This is a genomic window from Furfurilactobacillus curtus (genome assembly GCF_054657915.1).
Map to the genome: position 1 here is coordinate 156,131 of NZ_BAAHXU010000001.1, position 21,511 is coordinate 177,641.

The 21,511-nt window shown below is 45.0% G+C and carries 20 protein-coding genes and 1 tRNA gene; 17 read left to right on the plus strand and 4 right to left on the minus strand.

The window, feature by feature from the left end; genetic code table 11:
* Nucleotides 1–3: 3 nt before the first annotated feature.
* Genes ACYQ0Y_RS00945 through ACYQ0Y_RS00965 form a run of 5 tightly spaced genes read left to right on the plus strand, consistent with a single transcriptional unit; the run spans nt 4 to nt 5,029 of the window.
* Nucleotides 4–753, plus strand: a complete 750-nt coding sequence (locus tag ACYQ0Y_RS00945; protein ID WP_407882161.1) for a Stp1/IreP family PP2C-type Ser/Thr phosphatase — start codon at nt 4–6, stop codon at nt 751–753.
* Nucleotides 750–2,741, plus strand: coding sequence for a Stk1 family PASTA domain-containing Ser/Thr kinase (pknB, locus tag ACYQ0Y_RS00950; protein ID WP_407882162.1), 1,992 nt, complete (start codon nt 750–752; stop codon nt 2,739–2,741). Before ACYQ0Y_RS00945 ends, pknB begins: the two co-directional genes overlap by 4 nt.
* Before the next feature lie 11 nt (nt 2,742–2,752).
* A complete protein-coding gene (gene rsgA / locus ACYQ0Y_RS00955) occupies nt 2,753–3,652 on the plus strand; it encodes a ribosome small subunit-dependent GTPase A (RefSeq protein ID WP_407882163.1) in 900 nt (299 codons plus the stop codon).
* A gap of 23 nt (nt 3,653–3,675) precedes the next feature.
* On the plus strand, nt 3,676–4,329 hold the full coding sequence (gene rpe / locus ACYQ0Y_RS00960; protein WP_407882164.1) for a ribulose-phosphate 3-epimerase: 654 nt from the start codon (nt 3,676–3,678) through the stop codon (nt 4,327–4,329).
* Nucleotides 4,316–5,029: a thiamine diphosphokinase gene (locus tag ACYQ0Y_RS00965; RefSeq protein ID WP_459935454.1), complete on the plus strand. Its 714-nt coding sequence runs from the start codon at nt 4,316–4,318 to the stop codon at nt 5,027–5,029. The genes rpe and ACYQ0Y_RS00965 overlap by 14 nt, the downstream gene beginning before the upstream one ends.
* Nucleotides 5,030–5,187: 158 nt before the next feature.
* On the opposite strand, the gene rpmB is transcribed toward ACYQ0Y_RS00965, so the two are convergent.
* Nucleotides 5,188–5,373 carry a 50S ribosomal protein L28 gene (rpmB, locus tag ACYQ0Y_RS00970; protein WP_057808748.1) on the minus strand — a complete coding sequence of 62 codons (186 nt, stop codon included), beginning with the start codon at nt 5,371–5,373 and terminating at the stop codon, nt 5,188–5,190.
* Nucleotides 5,374–5,793: 420 nt separating this feature from the next.
* Between rpmB and ACYQ0Y_RS00975 the strand changes: the two genes are divergently transcribed.
* The 8 genes from ACYQ0Y_RS00975 (at nt 5,794) to ftsY (ending at nt 17,441) form a co-directional block, all read left to right on the plus strand.
* Nucleotides 5,794–6,156: an Asp23/Gls24 family envelope stress response protein gene (locus ACYQ0Y_RS00975; protein WP_407882166.1), complete on the plus strand. Its 363-nt coding sequence runs from the start codon at nt 5,794–5,796 to the stop codon at nt 6,154–6,156.
* A 78-nt stretch (nt 6,157–6,234) separates the two neighbouring features.
* Nucleotides 6,235–7,890 carry a DAK2 domain-containing protein gene (locus tag ACYQ0Y_RS00980; protein ID WP_407882568.1) on the plus strand — a complete coding sequence of 552 codons (1,656 nt, stop codon included), beginning with the start codon at nt 6,235–6,237 and terminating at the stop codon, nt 7,888–7,890.
* A 178-nt stretch (nt 7,891–8,068) separates the two neighbouring features.
* Complete coding sequence (gene recG, locus ACYQ0Y_RS00985) at nt 8,069–10,111, plus strand: ATP-dependent DNA helicase RecG (protein ID WP_407882167.1); 2,043 nt, start codon at nt 8,069–8,071, stop codon at nt 10,109–10,111.
* 48 nt (nt 10,112–10,159) lie between these two features.
* Nucleotides 10,160–11,191 carry a phosphate acyltransferase PlsX gene (gene plsX / locus ACYQ0Y_RS00990; RefSeq protein WP_407882168.1) on the plus strand — a complete coding sequence of 344 codons (1,032 nt, stop codon included), beginning with the start codon at nt 10,160–10,162 and terminating at the stop codon, nt 11,189–11,191.
* Nucleotides 11,192–11,267: 76 nt separating this feature from the next.
* Entirely contained in the window at nt 11,268–11,519 is a 252-nt protein-coding gene (acpP, locus tag ACYQ0Y_RS00995; RefSeq protein ID WP_407882169.1) for an acyl carrier protein, read from the plus strand.
* Nucleotides 11,520–11,570: 51 nt separating this feature from the next.
* On the plus strand, nt 11,571–12,308 hold the full coding sequence (rnc, locus tag ACYQ0Y_RS01000) for a ribonuclease III (protein WP_407882170.1): 738 nt from the start codon (nt 11,571–11,573) through the stop codon (nt 12,306–12,308).
* A 20-nt stretch (nt 12,309–12,328) separates the two neighbouring features.
* Nucleotides 12,329–15,889, plus strand: a complete 3,561-nt coding sequence (gene smc / locus ACYQ0Y_RS01005) for a chromosome segregation protein SMC (protein WP_407882171.1) — start codon at nt 12,329–12,331, stop codon at nt 15,887–15,889.
* Between the two features lie 46 nt (nt 15,890–15,935).
* Complete coding sequence (gene ftsY / locus ACYQ0Y_RS01010) at nt 15,936–17,441, plus strand: signal recognition particle-docking protein FtsY (RefSeq protein ID WP_407882172.1); 1,506 nt, start codon at nt 15,936–15,938, stop codon at nt 17,439–17,441.
* Between the two features lie 278 nt (nt 17,442–17,719).
* Here ftsY and ACYQ0Y_RS01015 read toward each other — a convergent pair.
* Nucleotides 17,720–17,803: transfer RNA gene (locus tag ACYQ0Y_RS01015), tRNA-Leu, on the minus strand.
* A gap of 197 nt (nt 17,804–18,000) precedes the next feature.
* Here ACYQ0Y_RS01015 and ACYQ0Y_RS01020 point away from each other — a divergent pair.
* From ACYQ0Y_RS01020 to ACYQ0Y_RS01035, 4 genes are read left to right on the plus strand one after another with little or no spacing between them, the layout of a single operon-like run.
* Entirely contained in the window at nt 18,001–18,351 is a 351-nt protein-coding gene (locus tag ACYQ0Y_RS01020; protein ID WP_407882173.1) for a PadR family transcriptional regulator, read from the plus strand.
* Nucleotides 18,341–18,982: a DUF1700 domain-containing protein gene (locus tag ACYQ0Y_RS01025; protein WP_407882174.1), complete on the plus strand. Its 642-nt coding sequence runs from the start codon at nt 18,341–18,343 to the stop codon at nt 18,980–18,982. Before ACYQ0Y_RS01020 ends, ACYQ0Y_RS01025 begins: the two co-directional genes overlap by 11 nt.
* Complete coding sequence (locus ACYQ0Y_RS01030) at nt 18,979–19,890, plus strand: DUF4097 family beta strand repeat-containing protein (protein WP_407882175.1); 912 nt, start codon at nt 18,979–18,981, stop codon at nt 19,888–19,890. Before ACYQ0Y_RS01025 ends, ACYQ0Y_RS01030 begins: the two co-directional genes overlap by 4 nt.
* 40 nt (nt 19,891–19,930) lie before the next feature.
* Nucleotides 19,931–20,230 carry a PspC domain-containing protein gene (locus ACYQ0Y_RS01035; RefSeq protein ID WP_407882176.1) on the plus strand — a complete coding sequence of 100 codons (300 nt, stop codon included), beginning with the start codon at nt 19,931–19,933 and terminating at the stop codon, nt 20,228–20,230.
* Between the two features lie 167 nt (nt 20,231–20,397).
* Here ACYQ0Y_RS01035 and ACYQ0Y_RS01040 read toward each other — a convergent pair whose 3' ends face one another.
* Nucleotides 20,398–21,102, minus strand: coding sequence for a CPBP family intramembrane glutamic endopeptidase (locus ACYQ0Y_RS01040; protein ID WP_407882177.1), 705 nt, complete (start codon nt 21,100–21,102; stop codon nt 20,398–20,400).
* Nucleotides 21,089–21,304: a hypothetical protein gene (locus tag ACYQ0Y_RS01045; RefSeq protein ID WP_407882178.1), complete on the minus strand. Its 216-nt coding sequence runs from the start codon at nt 21,302–21,304 to the stop codon at nt 21,089–21,091. Before ACYQ0Y_RS01045 ends, ACYQ0Y_RS01040 begins: the two co-directional genes overlap by 14 nt.
* Nucleotides 21,305–21,511 lie beyond the last annotated feature (207 nt).

Below are 21,511 nucleotides of genomic sequence, written 5' to 3' on the forward strand. Positions count from 1 at the left end.
GATATGCAAGTAGCCTCTCTGTCTGACATTGGTCGGCAACGAGAAACAAACCAGGATTATGTCGGTAACTTTATGAATAAGGCCGAATTAGGGTTCACGATTGTAGCGGATGGAATCGGTGGTCATCGCGGTGGGGATGTCGCGTCATCAATGGCGGTGTCCCATATTGGCACCCGTTTTGAAGCAACCCGTTTTATCGACCCCGCAACGGCCGCCAAATGGCTCGCAAGTGAAGTTCGGCAGGAAAATGAAACCATTATTGAAAAGGCCCAACAATATCGTGACTTAAGTGGAATGGGCACGACGTTAGTGGCCGCGATTATTTTCCCGACACAATTTTTGGTTGCAAACATTGGTGATTCGCGGGCTTATTTATTGCGGCATCAGGAATTAGCTCAGTTAACTGAAGACCATTCATTAGTTAATGAACTGATTAAGCTTGGGCAAATCACAGAAGCGGATGCGCGCACATATCCCGAAAAAAATATTATTACGCGAACCTTAGGCATTAATGATGAGGCCGACGCTGACATCAATTTATATCGTGCAATGCCTGGTGACTTATTAATGCTCTGCTCGGACGGACTAACGAACATGGTCACCGATGATCAAATTCAAGCAGTGCTTGTGCAATCTGATCGTTCACTAGCTGAAAAGTGTCAGCGGTTAATTGATCTAGCTAATGAAGCCGGCGGTCGTGATAACATCACCGTGTTATTAGTTGAAACAGATCGTGAGGTGACAACCTCATGAGGGCAAACTATACACTAGCTGGTCGATATCGTATCATTCGGCCGCTTGGTGAAGGCGGGATGGCCGACGTTTACTTGGCTCACGATCTGATCTTGGATCGGGATGTTTCCGTTAAATTATTACGGCTAGATTTGCGTGACGATGCGGGGACCATGCGCCGGTTTCAACGAGAGGCGTTAGCTGCAAGTGAGTTGGTCTCACCGCACATCGTGAGTGTTTATGATGTGGGCGAGGATAATGGTATGCAATATTTGGTCATGGAGTATGTGCCTGGTACCGATTTGAAGGCTTATATCCATGATCATTTTCCAATCCCTTATGCCATGGTAATTAATATTATGGAACAGATACTTGATGCTGTAGCCGTCGCGCATGAACATGGCATTATTCACCGTGATTTGAAGCCACAAAATGTGTTGGTTGATGCGCAAGGCAACGTCAAAATTTCTGATTTTGGGATTGCAGTGATTAGCAATCAAACTAGTATGACTCAAACCAATACGGTCTTGGGTTCGGTTCATTATTTGTCTCCCGAACAAGCTCGTGGGGGGATGTCCACAAAAAAAAGTGATATTTATTCCTTAGGGATTATCTTATATGAGATGCTTACCGGTAGTGTGCCATTTGAAGGCGAAACTGCGGTCTCAGTGGCGCTCAAACATTCCCAGAGTCAAATGCCGTCGGTGCGCGATTTCGATTCACGCATTCCGCAAGCACTTGAGAATGTCGTGTTACAAGCAACCGCCAAACGACCTGAAGATCGCTATGCGTCTGTACATGACATGGCGGTGGATTTACAAACAGCACTTGCACCGGAACGTCGTGGGGAGCGACATTTTGAACCAGCAGACCACGGCGATGATGGTACAACTAAAATCATTCCGGTAGATCAGGTGCTGGCTGCTACTCAGGCAACTAGTGCGGCAGCTCGCACAACGATGGGAAAAGGGCCGTCTGCTGAACCTGCTGAAACAACGCCAGCCAAGCATCCGCGAACCTCACGGGGACGAAAAATCTTTTTGTGGCTCTTAGGGAGCTTTTTGTTGCTACTGATCATTGGCGTATTATGGCTGTGGTTCTTTCCTGGTCGGGTGACTGTACCCAGTGTTTCAGGCATGACGCAAGCACGAGCGACTAAAGTTCTAAAGCAAAACAACTTAGCAACGGGGTCCATCAAGAAACAAACCAGTGAGACATACGCTTCTGGGCGCATCATTAAAACAAATCCCAAGATTGGTTCTCAGGTCAAGCGTCGCAGTCGGATTGATCTGATTCTTAGTGCAGGACGTCCTAAATTCGTGGTTGACGATTACACCGGTGAGCAATTCACGACCGCCAAACGGCAATTAGAAAAAGCTGGTTTAAAGGTCAAACAGGTCAAGCAGTCGTCTGGTGATATCGATCGAGGCGTCATTATTGATCAAGATGTCTTGCCAGGTGATGCAGTGTATAAACATAGCACGATAACCTTAACGGTCAGTTCTGGGCCCAAAAAAGACAAGGCACCTGAGCAAGTTAAGCTACCTGACTTCGCCGGAAAATCGCAAGCTGCGATTCAAACATGGGCCGATGACCATAATGTGAATGTAAGTTTCTCAGATGAAGTCTCGAGTCGTGTTGATCAAGGATCAGCGATTCGCCAGGCACCTGCTGTGGGCTCCATGTTAGCGGTGGGCGAGACCTTTACTGTCGTCATTTCTTCTGGACCAGAATTGCACAGCTTTCACGTCGATATTACCATTCCGTTTTCAGCTAATGGGCAAGCGAGTCGTGATTCTAGCAGCAGCGCCTCGACAGGTGAAAATGATGTTAAGATTTATCTAGCCGATCAGGATAAGAATATTTCAGATGTGTACCAGGAGATGCAAATTTCCCAGGACACGTCAGTCTCACTACCATTTACTTTAGCAGGTGGTAAAACAGGCCGTTATATTGTGATCCGGGATGGCAAAACCATCATGACTGACAACCACGTGACAGGAAATTAAGAAGGGGTTATATGAGAGGACAAATTCAACAGTTATTAGCTGGCTTTTACGATGTTCAAACCGCTGATGGTAGGATTTATCGTACCCGAGCTCGCGGAAATTTCCGCAAACGTAAAATCAGCCCAATGGTCGGTGATTATGTAGACTTTAAAAGTGAAGATAATTCCGACGGCTATATCTTAAGTATTGAAGACCGAAAGAATGCATTGGTCAGGCCACCTGTGAGTAATGTTGATCAAGCAGTAGTTGTGACCGCGGCTGTCGAACCTAATTTTTCAACTAATTTGCTGGATCGCCAATTGGTTGCTCTAGAAAGTCAGTTGATCACACCAATTATCTATGTGACTAAAACAGATCTGTTATCAGTGAGTCAGCTGGACCATTTAACAGTAGTTGCCTCTGGATATCGACAAATTGGATATCAGACATTTCTGGCGACAACTGCCTTTGAGCCAAGTGTACTCGAGCAACTGTTGGCCCTGTTTAAGGATCGATTAACTGTGTTTATGGGACAGACTGGGGCAGGCAAATCGACGTTACTCAATCATTTGGCGCCTGACCTCAATTTGGCAACTGGTGAAATTTCGCAAGTCTTAAATCGTGGCAAACACACCACTAGAAAAGTTGGTTTACTGGCCGTCGGTGATGGGCTTGTTGCTGATACGCCTGGATTTTCTTCGTATGAAGATTTTCCCATGGCTGCGAGAGAATTAGGCCAATATTTTCCCGAAATGGCGTCGTTAGCACCACAATGTCGCTTTCGGGGGTGCCAACACATTAATGAACCTGGTTGTGCGGTCAAGGCCGCTTTGGCAGAGCAAAAAATTATGGCCAGCCGTTATCAGAGCTATTTACAATTTCACCAGTTGATTGTTGACCAGAAACCACAGTATGATAAGGATAAAAAATAAGAGATTTGTTGGAGGAGAAATTTATGATTAAAGTAGCCCCATCGATTTTAAGCGCGGATTTTGTCAATTTTGAACGTGATATTAAAATGGTCGAAGAAAATGGTGCGGATTTATTGCATGTGGATGTGATGGATGGCATGTTCGTGCCAAATATGTCCTTTGGCTGGACGACACTAGCGGCTATTCGGCCAATTACCAACTTGTTCCTAGATGTTCATATGATGGTGCAAAATCCAGAACGGTATGTTGACCAATTTGCAAAGGCCGGCGCTGATTTGATTGGTGTTCATGTTGAAGCAACGGAGCATATTCACCGTGCTATTCAGATGATCAAAAATGATGGGGTAAAGGCTGAAGTGGTCATTAACCCTGGCACGCCAGTTAGCCAAATTGAACCGCTATTACCATTTGTTGATCAGGTCCTAGTTATGACCGTTAATCCAGGATTTGGTGGACAAAAGTTCTTACCAGAAATGATTGAAAAAATTCAGCAGTTGCATGATTTAAAGCAACAAAGAGGTTATGAATTCGACATTGAAATTGATGGTGGGGTGAACGACAAGACAGTCGTTGATTGCTATAAAGCTGGAGCGACGGTTGCAGTGGCAGGTTCCTTTGTGTATGGTGCTGCAGATCCGGCGACGGCCATTGAGTCGATTCATCATGCAACGCGCTAGTGACCGACCTAAACTTTCGCGACTTAATATTCTAGTTGGCGGACCTAGAAGCGAGTGGCCGCCGGCGTTAGCTGCAGGGCAAATTTCTGGTCCGTGGATCGGCGTTGATCGCGGAGCAATTCGTTTGTTAGAGTTAGGGATTACACCCATCATTGCATTAGGCGATTTTGATTCTTCCAAACAAGGCGAATTTGAACGAGTTCAAGCCGCCGTAAAAGATTTACGACAGGTGGGATCGGCCAAGGATGAAACGGACACTCAGCTCGGGGTTCGCGTGGCGATGACCGAATTTAGTGCAGATGAAATTGTGATCTACGGTGCTACCGGTGGCCGGCTTGATCATTTGTTAGCCAATCTATTTTTGCCTTTGGAAACTCGATTCCGCGCGGTCGTTGCCCGATTAATATTTGTCGATCGACAAAATGAGATTCGTTACTTCTTACCAGGACGGTATCAGATTGATAAATTGCCTGAAATGCGATACTTGGCTTTTGTCACATTTGGGGAAGTTGGCGGATTAACCTTAAGCGATGAGCGTTATCAACTTGATCACGTAGACATTCACCAGCCAATTTCCTTTGCCAGCAATGAGTTTGTCGGTCAAACGGCTACTTTTTCATTCACGAGTGGTATTGTGGCAGTCGTTCAGAGTACTGATCTCAGCGATAATCGTGCAGAACGCTATAATTTAAATGCATAGCAAACGGAGCATAAGTCAAATCTTGGCCTATGCTCCGTATTTTGGTTGTTTAAATGCTGTTTTAGGCAGGTTTTCAACCTCAGGTTAAGTTTTATATTGGAACAGAAAAAGCGTCACCAACAATAATTGTCGATGACGCCTCCCGATTTAATCAGTGATTAAACACGGGTCACTTTTCCTGATTTTAGCGTCCGGGCCGAAACCCAAACCCGCTTTGGCTTCCCATCAACTAAGATGCGAACCTTTTGCAGGTTAGCTTTCCAGCTACGACGACTGCTGTTTAAGGCATGGGAGCGGGTGTTACCAAAGTGAGTCCGCTTGCCAGTAATAAAATCTTTAGCCATTTGCTCATCCCTCCTTCTCGGATTTCCAAAGGGAACCTCTTTTTTCTCACCTGAATAACTTACCATATGGGCGAATTGAATGCAATATTAAATTGCCAAGGGAAACTACTTGACAGGCATTTTAGAAACATCAGCAAATTAATTTGACGGTAGACTAATTTGAATATCATGGGGTCCCAAGCCTTACCAAAGGGTTCCAGAGGACCCCAGCTATTCCAGTCGAATAGCTGGGAGGACTAAGACCGACGCAATAAAAGTTTGAATTAGCACTCATTTAAAATGATCGTCTACTAGAGTTGACACTAACCAGATTACGGCGATATTTGCCTTTTTTCGACTCGGGTTTTATGATAGCATGATTGAAGATTGCATTGCGGGTCTTTAGGATATTGATTGAGAAAGTTGAGGAGGCCTTTTTTCATGGCTGTTAAAATCAAAACGCAATATGGCACAATTGACATCAACAATGATGTAATTGCCACGGTTGTGGGTGGTGCGGCAACGGATAACTACGGTGTTGTCGGTATGGCGTCCAAGAACCAAATCCGCGACAATGTCAATGAGATTTTACGACGTGATAATTATTCGCGTGGTGTCGTTGTTCGACAAGAAGACAATGGTGTGGCGATTGATGTGTTTATTGTTGTCGGTTACGGCACTAAAATCTCTGAAGTTTCAAAAAACGTCCAACAAAAAGTTCGCTACAACTTAGACAGTATGCTTGGCATTTCCGCCAACTCGGTTAACGTGACGGTCCAAGGTGTCCGTGTGTTAGCAGACTAAGTGGCTGCTTGTAACGAAGTGGGGGAAATAGAATTGGAAGCAACGTTAACAGCGATTACAAATTTAGAATTTGGCAAAATGGTTCAGGCAGCTTCGCAGCGCCTGAATGGACAAGCTGAATTCATTAACTCTTTAAACGTTTTTCCCGTGCCCGATGGTGACACTGGTACGAATATTTCACTGGCCTTTGCCAGTGGTGCTAAATATGAACGTGAAGTTACCACGCCGTCCGTTAGTGATCAGGCTGAAGCTTTGGCGAAAGGCTTACTGATGGGCGCTCGCGGAAATTCTGGGGTGATTACCTCGCAAATTTTTCGTGGCTTTTCTAAAAGTGTTCAAGGTAAGACAACGCTTAGCGCTAGTGATTTAGCCGAAGCGTTTGCCGCCAGTGCCCAAACCGCTTATAAGGCGGTTATGAAGCCAACCGAGGGAACAATTTTGACGGTCATTCGTGAGGCGGCCAAGGCTGGTCGAGACGCCGCATCTAACACAGATGATGTGATCGTCGTCATGGACACGATTTATGCCGCAGCAAAAACAGCCCTGGCATCGACACCAGATTTATTACCCGTGTTGAAACAAGTGGGTGTAGTTGATTCCGGTGGGCAAGGACTGGTCTTTATTTTGCAAGCATTTGATGAAGTACTGAGTGGAAAAGTCGCTCAAGATGAGATTGAAACACCAGATGATGCCCAGATGGACGAAATGATTAACGCGGAACATCATCGTAGTGTTCAGGGGGAACTAGACCCTAAAGATATTAAGTACGGTTATTGTACAGAAATTATGGTGCGTCTTGGTGGTGGACAGCAAGTCGATCGTCAATTTGATTATGATGAATTTTACCAATACCTGGCTAATCTAGGTGATTCACTGTTAGTGATCAACGATGATGAGATTGTAAAGGTTCATGTGCATACCGAACATCCTGGCGACGTTCTCAGCTGGGGCCAGCATTATGGTGATTTAATTAAGGTAAAAGTTGATAATATGCGTCATCAGCAAGAAGAAATCATGGCCCAAGATGCTGACGAAACGCCAACTTCACCCATGACCGACATGATTGAAGCGGTAGCACCGGAAACCGCCGTTATTTCGATTTCAGCTGGTGATGGCGTTGCTAAATTGTTCAAGAGCCTCGGCGTGACACGAGTCATCAATGGGGGGCAGACGATGAACCCTAGTACTGAAGATATTGCCAATGCGATTAATGAGAGTGGTGCTAAACGCGCGATCGTTCTTCCAAATAACGGTAATATCTTTATGGCCGCTGATCAAGCTGCGCAGGTTGCCGACATTCCAACTGTAATCGTACACAGTAAGTCAATTTCTCAAGGGATGACAGCATTACTAGCCTACAATCCAGATGAAGATTTATCAGCTAATCAGCAAGGTATGGAAGACAACTTGGCGACAGTCAAGAGTGGTCAGGTGACCCATGCCATTCGTGATACGACCTTGGATGGGATTGACATCAAGAATGGTGAATTCATGGGGATTGTCGATGGTAATATTAAAGTGACCGATCCTGACATACTCACGGCCGCAACGAAGATGGTTCAGGCAATGTTAGATGAAGACAGCGAAATTGTTACCATTATTTATGGTCAAGATGCCAGTGAGACCGATGCGGAGGCTTTAGAAACTGCTGTAATGAACATTGATGGGGATCTTGAAGTGGAAATTCATGAAGGGGATCAACCCGTTTATCCGTTCTTAGTCTCGGTTGAATAATGATTTAGCACGATAAAATAAAAGGGCTCAAGCCGTGGTTGGTATCAATGGATATCAGTGCGGCTTTTCTCTTTGCCTCACAAGTAAGATGATTAGTTCATTTCAAGAAACGAGACTATTGTTTCCAATGGTCATTTGGTAGGATAACAGTAAGAACTTAACTGAAAGGAGGCCTACTTTGACCACGTTAAAATCATTAGAAGATCCAGTGACAGAGCTCAGTGGTGTTGGCTCGCAACGGGCAGCCGCATTAAAGACACTGGGCATTCAAACGATCGCTGATTTGCTGACCGATTTTCCATTCCGCTATGATGATCTGACAGCGAAAGATTTGGCAACGGTGAGTGAAGGCGAAAAGATCACGTTAAAGGGAACTGTCGCTAATGAGCCAGCGGTTGTTCGCTTTGGTCGCAAAAAAAGTCGCCTCAACTTTCGCTTATTGATTGGCCATGATGTTGTAATGGTTACTTTTTTCAATCAACCTTGGTTAAGTCAACAACTAACTGCTGGTCAGGAGACGGCGGTTTATGGCAAATGGGATGCCGTGCGTAAAAGTCTGTCTGGTATGAAGCTGATTAACGCAGATAAAGGGGCATCATTTGGTGCAATTTACACGGTGAATAAGCATATTCGCCAAAGTACGCTCGCACAGTTGATTAAACAAGCTTATGATGCCTATCAAGACGTGATTTATCCACTGCTGCCTCCATACTTGCTGCAAAAATATCGGTTATTAGATCGGAAAACGATGATCCATGACTTGCATTTTCCAAAAGACCCACAAGCGGCCAAATTAGCGCGGCGCACGGCGGTGTTCGAAGAATTTTTCTTATTTGAGTTACGTTTACAAATGATGCGGGCCAAGGATCATCAAGCCGCTGGAACCGAGATCGACTATGATAATGAAGCGCTGAAAACATTTATTAAGACATTACCGTTTGAACTGACAAACGCTCAAAAACGGGTGGTCAACGAAATTTGTGCGGCGATGAAACGACCAACACATATGAATCGTTTGTTACAAGGCGACGTGGGTTCTGGTAAAACAATTGTTGCGGCAATTGTGATGTACGCGGCGATCACGGCGGGTTACCAAGCTGCATTGATGGCGCCCACAGAAATCCTAGCTGAGCAGCACGCCAAGAATCTGGCGGAAGTGTTTGCTGATATGCCAGTTAACATTGTCTTGTTAACCGGTTCCACCAAAGCAAAAGCGCGCAAAACGGCGTTAGCACATATTGCCAGCGGCGAAGTGGACTTGATTGTTGGCACACATGCGCTGATTTCTGATGATGTGATCTATCATCAATTAGGGTTGGCGGTGATTGATGAACAACACCGCTTTGGGGTTAATCAACGGCAAACTTTACGTCGCAAAGGACAATATCCGGATATTTTGGCCATGACCGCCACACCAATTCCTAGGACCTTACAAATTACGGCCTACGGGGAAATGGATGTTTCAATCATTGATGAATTACCAGCAGGTCGGAAACCGATTACCACGCGCTGGTTACACAGCAATCAAGTGGAAGCCGCGATGACATTTATTCGTCAGCAGTTAAACCATGGTCAACAGGCTTATGTGGTAACGCCGTTGATTGAAGAATCTGAAGCGCTTGATGTTAAAAATGCTGAAGCCATTTACGCACATTTAAGCGAGAATTTTGCGCCAGACTACCAGGTTGGCTTGTTACACGGTCGTTTAAAAAATGAGGAAAAAGAAGCGGTTATGGCGGCATTTAAGGCGCATGAGTATGATGTACTAGTATCAACGACGGTGATTGAGGTCGGCGTGGATGTGGCCAATGCGACAGTTATGTTGATCTTTGACGCAGATCGATTTGGTTTAGCGCAATTGCATCAACTACGGGGGCGAGTTGGCCGAGGCGAGGTAGCTTCGACATGTATTCTGATTGCTGATCCTAAGACACAAGATGGCATTGCCCGAATGCAAGTCATGACTGAAACGACTGATGGTTTTATTTTGGCGCAAAAAGATTTAGAATTACGAGGTTCCGGCGATCTACTGGGAACTAAGCAATCCGGGGTTCCTGATTTTAAAGTAGGCGATCCTGTGGCTCAATTAAATATCCTACAAATTGCCCAAGAAGAGGCACTGGCCTTAGTCGAACAACCTAATTGGCAATTAGAGCCGGATAATCGCGAATTGGCCGGCTATGAGCAACATCAGCTTAAACAGCATTCAACCCTTGATTAACCCTTGATTATTTCCAGCTAAACTAACAGAAAGTGTGGCATTAATATCGTGAAAATCGCAATAGACGCAATGGGTGGCGACAATGCACCAGAAGAAATTGTTAAAGGCGTTGAGTTGGCCCGTGATGCTTTTCCTGACATGACATTTCAACTATTTGGCCCAAGTGATCGTCTCACGCCGTTGGTGAGAAATGCTGACCGCATCACTGTGATGCATGCTGCAAGTGTGATTGCGATGGAAGACGAGCCTGTCCGCGCGGTTCGCTCAAAGAAAGATTCTTCAATCGTTTTAGCAGCGACAGCAGTCAAAAATGGCGAGGCGGATGCCTTTTTCTCAGCAGGCAACACCGGCGCGGTTTTAGCCGCTGGGTTATTTATCATTGGGCGGGTTAAGGGGATTGACCGGCCTGCCCTAACCACGACCCTGCCAGTGGTGACTGGCGATGCAAGTGGTAGTTTTACGATGTTAGATGTGGGCGCCAACGCGGACTATAAGCTCAGCAATTTGGAGCAATTCGCGATCTTGGGGAACTTCTATGGACAAACGGTCATGGGCATCAAGCAACCACGAATCGGGCTACTCAATAATGGAACAGAAGCTGACAAGGGTGACAAAGTGCATCGTGAAGCTTATCAACAGTTGAGCGAATCCACTCAACTTAATTTCATCGGCAATGTTGAGTCGCGTGAGTTATTAAACGGTGCCGCAGATGTGGTAGTCACAGATGGTTTCACTGGTAATGCGACCTTGAAGGCCATTGAAGGGACTGCTTTGTCGATGATGAGCCTGATCAGAGCGAAAATTATGGGTTCTACCAGCGCCAAAGTGGGCTACGTGTTAAGTCGAAAGGCCTTTCATCAAGTTGGCCAAGTGATGGATTATTCGAAGCATGGTGGTGCGGTCTTGTTGGGATTAAAGGGCGCTGTCATCAAAACGCACGGTTCTTCCAAAGCAGAAACGGTGCGCAATACGATGAGTCAAATTCATCAAATTGTGGAAAGTGGTTTGATTCAGCAAACGATTGATTATTTCGAACATGAGAGGGCAGAAAAAGCGGCTGATGATCAGACTGAAAAATAGCGGCGGTAGTGGACATTTACCTGCGAAAACGATAAACTAAGTGACTGTAAAACACTTCTTAGAAACTAGGGAAATCATGACTAAAGACGAGATTTTTAATAAAATTGCCGATATTATTGACGATCGCTTTGAGGTCGATCGAGATAAGGTTACTAATGACCTGAACTTTCGAAGTGACCTAGACGCGGATTCAATTGATTTTGTGGAATTTATTATGGAGCTAGAAGATACATTTGGCGCCGAAATTTCCGATGAAGATGCTGAAAAATTGAGCACTATCGGACAAGTGGTGGATTACATTTACAACCATCAGGATAAAGCTGAGTAATAGTAAAAACCGCCGGTAAGGCGGTTTTTTTAAGACAAAAGGAGAAATATTTTGATACCAGGATTACAAGCAGAACTTGCCAGTCAGTTTGACATTCACTTTAATCGTCCTGAATTACTGGATGAAGCCTTTACTCAGGCAAGCTATGTCAACGAACATCCCCATCAGGGATTGAAATTTTATGAGCGAATTGAATTTTTAGGTGATGCGGTGTTGCAACTCACCGTATCAGAATATATTTATCGGCGGTATCCAGAAATGCCACAAGGTAAGTTGACCCGTTTACGAGCGGCAATGGTTCAGGAAGCTAGTTTCGCAAAATTTGCGCTAGAGTGCCATTTTGATCGTTATATTCGGCTTGGTAAGGGTGAAGAAAAAGAGGGTGCCCGCCACCGTGCGTCATTACTTTGTGATATTTTTGAATCTTTTGTTGGCGCATTATATTTGGATCAAGGCAAAGATGCCGTGGTGGCATTTATCAGTCGAGTGATTTTTCCTAAACTGGATGCTGGGTGGTTTGATCATGCGATTGACTACAAGACGGCACTACAAGAGTGGTTACAACGTGATGGTGACGTGCACATTGAATACGATTTAGCCGCCGAAACAGGACCGGAAAATGATCGTGACTTCACGATGACGGTAGCTGCTGCTGGTAAAATTATCGGTCAGGGCATTGGTAAATCAAAGAAGATTGCGGAACAATCAGCGGCATTACAAGCGCTGACTAGTTTACGTGGCCAGCAGGAAACCTTAGTGGATCATGGTCGGGATCAAGCTGACAATTAATGATGTAACGGATGGTGTGCATGAAACTCAAGACGCTAGAAATCAGCGGCTTTAAGTCATTCGCTGATAAGACAAAAATTGAATTTATGCCGGGAATGACTGGTATTGTTGGACCCAACGGGAGCGGTAAAAGCAATATCATCGAAGCAATTCGATGGGTGTTGGGCGAACAATCGGCTAAAGATTTGCGCGGTAATAAGATGAGCGATGTGATCTTTGCTGGGGCGGCTAACCGAAAACCGCTGAATCGTGCCGAGGTTTCGATCACGTTTGATAACACGGATCACTACTTGAAAAGTGACTTTAGTGAAGTTAAAGTGACCCGCCGTTTATTCCGGAATGGCGAGGCAGACTACTTAATTAACGGTCAATCCTGTCGATTGCGAGATGTTTTAAACTTGTTTATGGATACTGGATTGGGTCGAGAGTCTTTTTCAATTATCAGTCAGGGGCGTGTCGAGGCAATCTTTAATAGTAAACCTGAAGATCGTCGCAGTATTATCGAAGAAGTGGCTGGCGTTTATAAGTACAAACAAAACAAAGAAAAAGCGCAAAAAGAGTTAACGACGACGAGTGACTATTTGGATCGCGTCAATGATATCATCGCTGAATTGGAGAGTCAGTTAGAGCCGCTGGCGGAGCAAAGTGCGCTAGCGAAAGACTATTTAGCCCAGAAGCAACGTTATGATCAATTGGATCAGTCGCGATTGGTCTTGGAAATTCAGGCGAACCGCGCGGCTAAGCAGACAATCGATCAGCAAATAATTCGGGCTAATCAACAAGTCAGTGATTACGAAACCAAGGTTAAAGAACAAATGGCTGAGGTTAATAAGCGCAAGCAACGACGTGCCGAATTAACTACAGTCAAAGATCAGTTACAGGAGCGGCTGGTTCAATTAACTGAACAGGTGGCGACTTTAACCGGTCAACAAGAAAATGTTGCGACACGTACGCAGTTTCAGCAGCGCCAACTGGCAGAGTTGAGGGCAAAAAAACAAGAAGTTGTTGCGGCGTTAACTAAATCACAGGCGGAATTGGATCAACTTTCAGCGACAATTGACGAGCAGGCAGATGCTGTGAATAATGCCCAAATGGTTGTGGCGGCTTTAGCAGGGGACAATCTAAAACAACAACAAGCAAAATTAACGGACCGCTTGTCTGCGTTACAAGATGAGTATGTTTCGATCATGCAAACGTTGGCGACTTTACACAATGAACGCCAATTTTTGACTCGTAGTCGTGAACAAGGTAGTCAGCAACAAAGCCGTTTAACGGAACAAACACATAAATTGGCCACGCAGGTTGCTGATGTTAAGCGACAGCTCGGTGCAGCTTCTCAACAGGTCGCGGCTGCCAAAGCTGATCACGACCGACTCAAGGCCCAATTAGAAGACGCTAGGCAAAAGCATCAATTGTTAAGTCAGCAGTTCGATCAAGAACAAAAAAATTGGTATAACGCGCTCAATGTGCAACAGCGAGCTAAAGCGCGAGCAGAGAGTTTATCGGCTGCAAATAGTGATTACGCAGGTTTTTATCAAGGTGTCAAAGCAATTTTAGGCCACCGACAACAATTCCAGGGACTGGTGGGACCAGTGGCTGATTTATTGACCGTGCCACAGTCCTTAACCAAGGCCATTGAAACAGCGTTGGGTGCGCAACTGCAGCAATTGGTCGTTAAAGACGAGCAGACAGCCCGAGATGCGGTTCACTACTTAACGCAACAGCGAGCAGGTCGGGCGACATTTTTACCGTTGACGACGATTCATGGCAGAACGTTAGTTGCATCACAACTAGCGCCATTGCAATCGATGACCGGTTATGTAGGTTTAGCCAGTGAGTTGGTGACTTATCAAGTACAGGTTCGTCCCGTCGTGGACTATTTACTCGGAACGACTGTCGTAGCAACTGATTTAGATGCAGCCATTGCAATTGCCAAGCAGGGTGGTCATCGTTTTCGGATTGTGACCCAAGATGGTCAAGTGATGAATGCGAGTGGCTCGATCACCGGTGGAGCTAACCGTCATCAAACCAGTGGCTTATTGAGTCAGCGAGCGGAAATTGACGAACTTAATCGGGCCATCGATAAAATGCGACAAGAACTTCATCAACAAGAACAGTCGCTGCATGAACGTCAACAACAATTGGATGACAGTGCAACTGCTGGGGCTAAATTACGCGACCAAACCGATCAGGCTGCGGGAACCTTACAACGTTTGCAAGGGCAAGCGACCTTGATTAATGAGCAGCTAACGGTCGCTAAACGGCGGCTAGCCGCGAGCCAATTGGAGCAACAGCAACGTGGGTTAGACGCAACTGATTTCCAAGGTCAACTGACACAAAATCAGTCCAAAACAGCTGAATCAGAAGCCCAGCTAGCTCAACTAACTGAGCAGAGAAAACAAACCCAACAGGACTTGGCCGCATTGAGTGCAGACGTGGATACTAAACGATCACAGCGACAAGAAAAGCAGGAATGGCTAGCGGCTGCTCAAGCCGAATTAGCTGCTAAGCAACGCGACCAAAAACGAGTGCAGACGCAAATTAATGAGTGGCAGCAGCAAGCAGCAGACCTAAGTAGGCAGGAAGCGACATTAACAGACGATCATCAGGCTGCTGGTGCCGATTCGCAAACAACGACCCATCAGCTGAAACAGGCCGAATCTCAAAGAGACACGACTGAGCAAAAAATCAAGAAGGTTAATGACGAACTGACAGGAATAGCCGAGATATTGGTTCAGGCAGAAACAGGTTTAACTCGTAGTCAGGAACTTCAACGAGCTGCTTTGAGCGAAATGAACGATTTTAGTGCCCAACAATCACGTTTAGCAACCTTGCTAGATAATGATTTGACGCAATTGAGCGAAATGTATGGATTGAGCTATGAAGCTGCTACCAAGGCGATGGCTGATTTACCAATTGAAGCGATTAAGAAACAATTGAAATTGCTAAAACGAGGCCTCGACGAGATTGGTGATGTTAACATTGGTGCGATTGATGAATACCAGCGTGTTTCCGATCGTTACGACTTTTTGGCCCGCCAACAGTCTGACTTGGTCACAAGTCGACAACAGTTGGAGATGACTATGGCGGAAATGGACGAAGAGGTGCAAACACGTTTCAAGTCAGCTTTTGATGAAGTGGCAGCGGCTTTTAGCGAAATCTTCGTCAAAATGTTTGGCGGCGGTCAAGCACGATTACAATTGACTGACCCTGATCATTTGCTGACGACAGGAATCGATATTATGGCCCAACCACCTGGCAAAAAATTTCAACGGATGAGCCTGCTATCTGGTGGTGAACGATCACTTACGGCGATCACGTTATTGTTTGCAACCTTAGTTGTCCGCCCCGTACCATTTGCAATTTTGGATGAGACAGAGGCGGCCTTAGACGAGGCCAATGTCAGTCGATTTGCACATTATCTAAGAGACTTCGGTGGTGAAACGCAATTTATCGTGATTACACATCGTAAGGGGACCATGGTGAATGCCAACCTCCTTTATGGGGTGACCATGCAGGAATCTGGAGTTTCAAAGATGGTGTCAGTTTCATTAGACGACTTGGCCGATGATGCGTCATAGCGGTTTAATTGAAATACTAAAATAATCGAGAAAAGTAGGTGATTTGATGGGACTATTTGATATTTTTCGACGACGTAAAAACGATGAAAGTACAGCAGACGCTACTTCAAACTCGGCGAGTGAGACGCCAAGTGCGGTTACATCAGCAAGGGCCGATTCAGCCCAATCGCTTGAGTCGACAAAGCCTGATCGGCAAGTTGAGACGGATTTAAATAGTGATGCAACGGAGGGCATTTCTGAAGTAAAGCCGAATTCAGAAGATATGTCAGAATCAACTGTTAGTCGTGAGTCAGGCAATTCCTCAGCGTCATCGGCAACAAAAATGACGCCAGAGGAAGTTGCCAATACGAACACCTCTTTGACAGCCCGGCAGTCAGTTGCTGATTCATTGTCTGCAGCTGCAAAATCCAGTCATTCTCAGTCTCAAGCGGAAGCTACAGTCGCTGACCAATCAGGGGCGTCTGAGCGTCAGCCGATGACATCTTCCATTGAATCCGTTGTTAATGACACGGTTGAAATGAGCGACGGCTCAGCAGAGACGTCCTCAACAATGGTTGCTGAAGATGATCGTCAGGATGCTGCTGGCAGCAACGAAGGATCGACTTTGAGCCAGGCAACTGATGCAGAACTTTATGATAAAGGACTTGCCAAATCGCGTCGGACTTTTGGCGACCGTTTAAATGCCTTTTTAGCAAACTTTCGAAGTGTTGATGAGGACTTCTTTGATGATTTAGAGGAGACTCTTATTGGCGCGGACGTGGGCTTTAATACGGCAGTGACGATTACTGATCAGTTACGCGATGAAGTACGTTTGAAGAATGCCAAAAAACAATCAGATGTCGAAAACGTCATTATTGAAAAATTAGTCAATCTGTATGACGCAGAAGGTAACGGTGAAGATAATTCGGTTAACTTTGCCAAGAGTGGTCCAACAGTCATTTTCTTTGTCGGTGTTAATGGCGTGGGGAAAACTACGACTGTTGGTAAAATGGCGAATATGTATAAGCAACAAGGGAAAAAGGTCTTATTAGCAGCTGCAGACACCTTTAGAGCGGGGGCGATTGAACAACTGCAAGTCTGGGGTCAACGAGATGATGTCCCAGTGGTTGCCCTGCCTGAAAAGAGTGATCCGGCAGCGGTTGTTTATGATGCTGTTCAACGAGCGAAAGAGGATGATGTGGACATTTTAATGGTCGATACGGCTGGTCGGCTGCAAAACAAGGTTAATTTGATGAATGAGTTGGCCAAAATGAAACGCGTGTTGAGTCGCGAGATCCCTGAAGCTCCCCACGAGGTCTTGTTAGTCTTGGATGCGACCACTGGTCAAAATGCCTTGAATCAGGCTAAAACTTTCGGTGATGCAACTGATGTGACGGGGATTGTTTTGACAAAATTGGATGGAACTGCCAAAGGTGGCATTGTTCTAGCGATACGAAATGAATTACATTTACCCGTTAAGTTTGTGGGATTAGGTGAGCAGGTCAATGATTTGCGTCCGTTTGATCCAAGTGAGTTTGTTTATGGCTTATTTAAAGACCTTATTACTAACTAAATCGGATGAGTAAAACGGTCTCGGCTTTTTAAAGTCGGGACCGTTTTTATAATCAAGTAGATTGTATTTATGTATTTAGCCCGTCTAAGTAGGTAGTTAAATGCACAGCATTATGTCTGCTTTATTGTGCACCGTATAATTTTTTGTACACAATCATGCACAAATCAATGAAACTTCATGCAACTCTATGAAACTTTTGGCAAATAAAAAACGCGTATAAACGTTGGTGTATCAACGTTTATACGCGTTTTGACAAGGTTTTTAAAAACCTATTCGAGTGCCCCTGGCTGGATTCGAACCAGTACTCACCAAGGTGAACAGCGACCTGAACGCTGCGCGTCTGCCAATTCCGCCACAGGGGCATGAAACAATTGAGAACTCTCAACAAAGTAATAGTTTACACGACCGGCTCGAACACGGCAAGCGCTGCCATGAATTTCGTGTAATTATTTTTAAATTCATATTGTGTTGACTTTCATACTATACATCATATAATATAGTCATATTCAAAGTTAGCTAGTTAGGCATGGCTAAATTAAAGTAATGAGGAGGCGGTGGTATGAGTATTCAAGTTAGCAGCGAGTTACTTGATGGCATGGTTCTAGCACTACTAGATCGCGAAGACCTATATGGGTATGCGCTCACGCAACAGATTCAGGTATCAATTTCTGTTTCAGAGTCCACCATGTATCCCGTTTTACGACGCCTGAAAAAAGAAAGTTGGTTGACTACTTATGACCAGCCTTTTCAGGGACGTAACCGGCGTTATTATCAAATCACCGATGCAGGTAAAATTCGACTGGGTGAAATCATACATGAATGGGCGGCTTACAAAATTAGTTTAGACCAAATTTTTGATCCGTCGGCAACGCCATCGACGGATGAACGGGGGGATATTGATGACAAATGAAACATATTTAAGTGAACTGCAGCGGCGTTTGCACGGATTGACAGAAGAAGAACGCGCCGATGTCTTAGATTTTTATACGGAATACATTGAAGATGCTAATTTAACGGATGGTGATGAAATCATTGCTAAGCTGGGTACGCCAAAACAGTTGGCGCGTAAGGTATTAGCAGATTATTCGATTAAAGAAAACGAAACTGCCGAACAAAATGGTGAGCGGCGTAGTCCTCGATCAAATGCGACAATGGTATGGCTGATCATTTTGGCGGTATTGTCAACGCCAGTCACGATTCCGGCGGCGATTGGCATTATTTTAATCCTTTTATTGGTCATCTTCATGGCGATTTTGGCAGTGGGACTGGCAGTTGTTTTAGCAATCACCTTATTAGCAGCTGGAATGATGGTGGCTGGAGTATCGCTATACACTGGTTTTTGGCTGTTGGGCAGTCACATTTTTATTGGGATCGCCTACATCGGCATCGGTTTAACTGGCCTCGGCGGCGCTTTAGTCTTGATGCCATTGTTCTATTACATTGTGCGGTGGCTCATTCAGATGATTGCAAATTTCATTCGGTTTGCCTATCGAAAGTTTAGTAATCGTCGACAACAACCGCGAGGGGGGCAATCTGCATGAAACGAACATTAAAAATTGGTTTAGTTATTTTAGTGATTGGTTTGGTTTTAATGGCGATTGGTGCCATGACACACAGCTTTAAAAGCGTGACCTTTAACGATCAACATCAACCAGAGCTAGTGCACGTGAAGACGTTTGATCGAAAGGTGAAATCATTCAAGGTGCTTGATGCCGATTTAAAAAGCAACCAGCTCCGGATCAAGGAAGGCGATAGTTATCGAGTGCAGGTTCGCAGTAATGCCAAGGCGATGCCACGGGTTACAGTTAAAAATCAACGCTTGGTCATCGAACAAACTAAGAATGATAACGCGACTTCTGGTTGGCATTTTGGGTCCGATGGCAATGATATGATTGAGGGTGGACATAGTCAATTACCTGATCGAACGGTGGTTGTCACGGTACCACGAGGCACAAAATTGGACCAAATTAAATTAGTCAATCAAGGTGGGGACATGCGGTTGACAGATGTTCAAACCAATAAACTGACGATTCACACGAATAGTAACGTCAGCTTGGAACATGCCACGGTCGGCGAAGGCATGCGACTAAGCACTGGCGATGGCAACATTTACTTGCAGCAGATGAATCTCACCAATTCGCAGCTGATAACTGATGATGGTGATGTTGCCTTGAAAGACGTTTGGTTAAATCAAGCGACGGTTCAATTGGCCGATGGGGACTTTCGGATGCGTAATGGCGGAATCACCGGGATTGTAAACGTTAATAATCAGGATGGCGATAATACGGTTGTCGGTGCAGATCGTGGCAAAGGCTATATTTTACATGGTGCTGACAATAATCGTTTGTTCGATCAGCATCGTGAAGACGGCGGTCTGTTGCAGCAAAACGAAACTAATAATGATCGGCTGCAATTAACTACCAGTGATGGCAATAATTCCGTACAATAGTGTGGACAGTTGTTGATTCAAGCTAGGTGGAGGTATAACGATGAAAAAACATTTAACTAAATCCAATGATCGTGTTTTAGCGGGCGTTTTTGGCGGAATTGCTGAATACTTCGGTTGGGACGTGGCGCTGACAAGAGTCATTGGTAGTATTTTGATACTTTGGTCAGTTGGGACCGGCTTGATTGCCTATGCGATCGCAGCGTTAGTGATGCCTGAGCCAGATGGCACACATTTTTCAGCGAGTGATCATTTTAATTCCTGGTCTGACACCACGCATCATGAAGACACTTTTGATGGCGAGTTCACTGATCCAGATCAATCCCATCATGATGATAAGTAGCCAAGAACAAAAAGTGTATGGTAACCTCAGCGTGAGGATTACAAAAACGAGGTCATCTTCCGCAAATTACGGAAGATGACCTCGTTTTTGTAATCGAATGATGTAAATCTGATGCTGATATTTATCAGTAAATCAGTCTGCCGATGTTTAACACGTGATCTTAAAAATCAATGTAAGACCGTAACTAGTAGCTGAGTCATCGCCAAACTATTAATCAGAAAATGAACTAAGATTGAATTAAACTGTTTCCCGGTCCACAGATACGTCGCCGCCAAAACAGCACCCATTAAACAGTAAACGAGAAAACTAATTGGGTTGGTCGAAAGGTGGCCAGTAGAAAAAATGAGACCTGAAAGAATAATTTTCAGCCAAGTCTGCGATGGTCTAAAAAAGATATTTGTGATTACGCCTCGAAAAACGAGTTCTTCCAAAAACGGCGTTAAAAAAATGGCTGAAACGACGAATGCGACTAGTGCAACTGGACTGGTCTTCATAATTTGACTAATGGCATCATTATTAGCCGTTGATTGTTGATGATACAGTACCTGTTGCAAGCGCAGTAACAGTGATTCACCTATGATGATGACTAAATAGGCAAGGACGGCAATTCCTAAATCGCGCCATTTGAAATCATGGAATAAGCGCTGACCTGACCAATAACGAAAACGACGATAGGCGATCCAAATGGCTAACCCAAAAGCTGCCCAATAGCTTAAGGTCAACAGATAGCCACTAAAATTATCGTAGGAGGCATGCTTAGCCATTCCCAGTAATGCTGGCGGTAATTGAACCATCACCCACAGGGCGATCACCTCGACGATTCTTGACCATCGCGGTCGGTTAGTTGGTTTCTCAGAATTAATGTTGGTCATGAGGTTCCTCCTTGTCAGTTTGCTGGCCACGTAATTGCCATACTTTAATGACTGTGATTAAGATTGTGGTGATGATAAAGGCACCAATCCACAGCAAGAACAAGGTGACACCTGTCAGCCGTTGAACTTCAGTTAACCAAACGACGCTGCCAAAGACGAGCACAGTGATTAAAATAATAATGATTGAGCTTTGCTGTCGCATAACGGACCTCCTACAAAGTACGTTTATTGTAGCATAGTCTTGTTTAACACCGATTTTTAAAATTGATTGGCTTAGATCATGAAAATTGGACCAATAATAAAAGGCCCCAGCATTTGCTGAGGCAGCAAGATTAACATGACGCTAGTCGAATTGAGTTGCATTGGCCTGAGCTCTGCCCCACAGGCGGAGTAGGATGAACCGTTGCGC

What these genes read in the sequence shown, in the direction of transcription:
- ACYQ0Y_RS00945 (WP_407882161.1), top strand. Translation starts at nt 4, where the DNA reads ATGCAAGTAGCCTCTCTGTCTGACATTGGTCGGCAACGAGAAACAAAC.
- pknB (WP_407882162.1), top strand. Translation starts at nt 750, where the DNA reads ATGAGGGCAAACTATACACTAGCTGGTCGATATCGTATCATTCGGCCG.
- rsgA (WP_407882163.1), top strand. Translation starts at nt 2,753, where the DNA reads ATGAGAGGACAAATTCAACAGTTATTAGCTGGCTTTTACGATGTTCAA.
- rpe (WP_407882164.1), top strand. Translation starts at nt 3,676, where the DNA reads ATGATTAAAGTAGCCCCATCGATTTTAAGCGCGGATTTTGTCAATTTT.
- ACYQ0Y_RS00965 (WP_459935454.1), top strand. Translation starts at nt 4,316, where the DNA reads ATGCAACGCGCTAGTGACCGACCTAAACTTTCGCGACTTAATATTCTA.
- rpmB (WP_057808748.1), bottom strand. Translation starts at nt 5,373, where the DNA reads ATGGCTAAAGATTTTATTACTGGCAAGCGGACTCACTTTGGTAACACC.
- ACYQ0Y_RS00975 (WP_407882166.1), top strand. Translation starts at nt 5,794, where the DNA reads ATGGCTGTTAAAATCAAAACGCAATATGGCACAATTGACATCAACAAT.
- ACYQ0Y_RS00980 (WP_407882568.1), top strand. Translation starts at nt 6,235, where the DNA reads ATGGTTCAGGCAGCTTCGCAGCGCCTGAATGGACAAGCTGAATTCATT.
- acpP (WP_407882169.1), top strand. Translation starts at nt 11,268, where the DNA reads ATGACTAAAGACGAGATTTTTAATAAAATTGCCGATATTATTGACGAT.
- smc (WP_407882171.1), top strand. Translation starts at nt 12,329, where the DNA reads ATGAAACTCAAGACGCTAGAAATCAGCGGCTTTAAGTCATTCGCTGAT.
- ftsY (WP_407882172.1), top strand. Translation starts at nt 15,936, where the DNA reads ATGGGACTATTTGATATTTTTCGACGACGTAAAAACGATGAAAGTACA.
- ACYQ0Y_RS01020 (WP_407882173.1), top strand. Translation starts at nt 18,001, where the DNA reads ATGAGTATTCAAGTTAGCAGCGAGTTACTTGATGGCATGGTTCTAGCA.
- ACYQ0Y_RS01025 (WP_407882174.1), top strand. Translation starts at nt 18,341, where the DNA reads ATGACAAATGAAACATATTTAAGTGAACTGCAGCGGCGTTTGCACGGA.
- ACYQ0Y_RS01030 (WP_407882175.1), top strand. Translation starts at nt 18,979, where the DNA reads ATGAAACGAACATTAAAAATTGGTTTAGTTATTTTAGTGATTGGTTTG.
- ACYQ0Y_RS01035 (WP_407882176.1), top strand. Translation starts at nt 19,931, where the DNA reads ATGAAAAAACATTTAACTAAATCCAATGATCGTGTTTTAGCGGGCGTT.
- ACYQ0Y_RS01040 (WP_407882177.1), bottom strand. Translation starts at nt 21,102, where the DNA reads ATGACCAACATTAATTCTGAGAAACCAACTAACCGACCGCGATGGTCA.
- ACYQ0Y_RS01045 (WP_407882178.1), bottom strand. Translation starts at nt 21,304, where the DNA reads ATGCGACAGCAAAGCTCAATCATTATTATTTTAATCACTGTGCTCGTC.